This is a genomic window from Helicobacter sp. MIT 05-5294 (assembly GCF_000765675.1).
Classification (GTDB): Bacteria; Campylobacterota; Campylobacteria; order Campylobacterales; family Helicobacteraceae; genus Helicobacter_D.
Window position 1 is genome coordinate 1 of sequence record NZ_JRPA02000059.1, and the last position, 1,631, is coordinate 1,631.

General features: G+C 29.7%; 2 protein-coding genes. Both read left to right on the forward strand.

Annotation, left to right across the window (positions count from 1 at the left end):
- The coding region (locus LS69_RS10650; RefSeq protein ID WP_194145500.1) for a hypothetical protein at positions 1–1,018 on the forward strand (1,018 nt) is incomplete at its 5' end.
- Between the two features lie 9 nt (positions 1,019–1,027).
- Entirely contained in the window at positions 1,028–1,495 is a 468-nt protein-coding gene (locus tag LS69_RS10000) for a hypothetical protein (protein ID WP_238699308.1), read from the forward strand.
- Positions 1,496–1,631: the final 136 nt, after the last annotated feature.

Sequence of the window (1,631 nt, forward strand, 5' to 3'; positions counted from 1 at the left end):
AATCCTACAAAAAGACAAAGCTTATTCTACTTTAGGTATAGAGTTAAAATCTCCTAAAGCAATAGAGACTTATAACAACAATGGAAACTTTAGTATTAAACTTACAAATATTAACTTACAAGATATACAATCCCAAAGCAACAATACCCTCACTAAAGATTCTCCACTCTTTATTTATATTCAAGATTATAAACTTAACTTTATCACTAAACTAAAAGATAAACAAACTACAATCAAGATTCCATTAGATACTACCATTACCAAAGATAAATACAATAACATTAACTTACAAGATACTAAACTTCTCTTTCTTTCTTTTATTCCCTTTAAAGATAATGATGAGGCTAATAATACCAAAGCACAAAAGATTCAAATAGAATCTAAGGATTTAGAGAAACAATCTATCACTAAACAATTTAAGATTCCAATTATTGAAGATTTTAAAGAGAATGAAGTGGTTAGGGGGTGGAGAGATGAGGAAGATTTAAACGAAATTGAAGTAGTTGGGAAGAATGGCATAGATATAAGCCTTGTATCAGAATATTCTAAAAATATATTAAGGCGTATTGGTAAAGATTCTAACAATCCTACTATCACTATTACAGATGTAGCAAGAACCCCAACAGAACAAGCCTTAGCAATGTATAATATGATTCACAAGAATCGTGAAAAACAAGGCACAGAAAATGGTATAAAAATCACAAAGACAACCTATAAAACAAATGTGCATTCTGTCATTGATATTTGTGAAAAACTTATGGAGCAAAATAAATCAAAAAATAAAATCCTTAATGCAATGGAACAAGAAATTAGAAGATTAATCCCGCTAGGGTATTTTCAACATTGTCAAGATTTTGATATTAAAAACACTTTTGATATATCTGTGTGGAGACTTAGAGATTCTATTAATTTTTATAAAATTGCTAAGCAATATGAGGATAAATATCCAGAATTTAAGATTATTGATGAGCGGAGAAATGAAGAACAATGTTATCATATAGAAATCACTCAACCTTAAGGATGGAAAATGTTTAGAATTGCTTTAGCTTTTATGTTAGCAATGTTAATGCTTTGCGCAGAGGAAGATGAGGAGCTAAAGTCTGCAATACAAAAATGTAAGGTTATCTGCGATAAATGCGGATTTTATGTGAGCCAAACTGGGAATTACTTTGATAAGCTCAAAGCACTAAATGAAAACGAAGATGACTATTATACCGCAATGGACGATTGGGTTTATTATCTCTATAATACAGAAGAGTATTTAAAAGTTAATGGGGTTAATGCAAATTTTTATGCATCCTCAGTAGAAAAATGCCCAACCCTAATTTTTGGAGATTATTCCTTGGAAGTAAGCAAAATTGACAGCCCTTTTGTCTTTATTATTTATCAAGAAGGAAAAATGCCTCATATAATTGAAGATATTGTAATGTCAGAATATGAAATTAATGCTTACTTCAATATTTCCAAGCCTAAAATTCCTAAAATAAATGAGTAAATATATTTATTGCAATTATTTTAAGCTTTTTCTAAGAGGGGAAACATCAATAGAAGATATTGTATTCCCTCTCAAAATGAAACCACTCAATGACAAGGGTTTACCATATGATTTGGAGTATTGCAAATCCAGCAGA

Bases quoted from the DNA above. Each gene is read 5' to 3' on its own strand.
- LS69_RS10000 (WP_238699308.1), top strand. From the start codon at position 1,028: ATGTTTAGAATTGCTTTAGCTTTTATGTTAGCAATGTTAATGCTTTGC.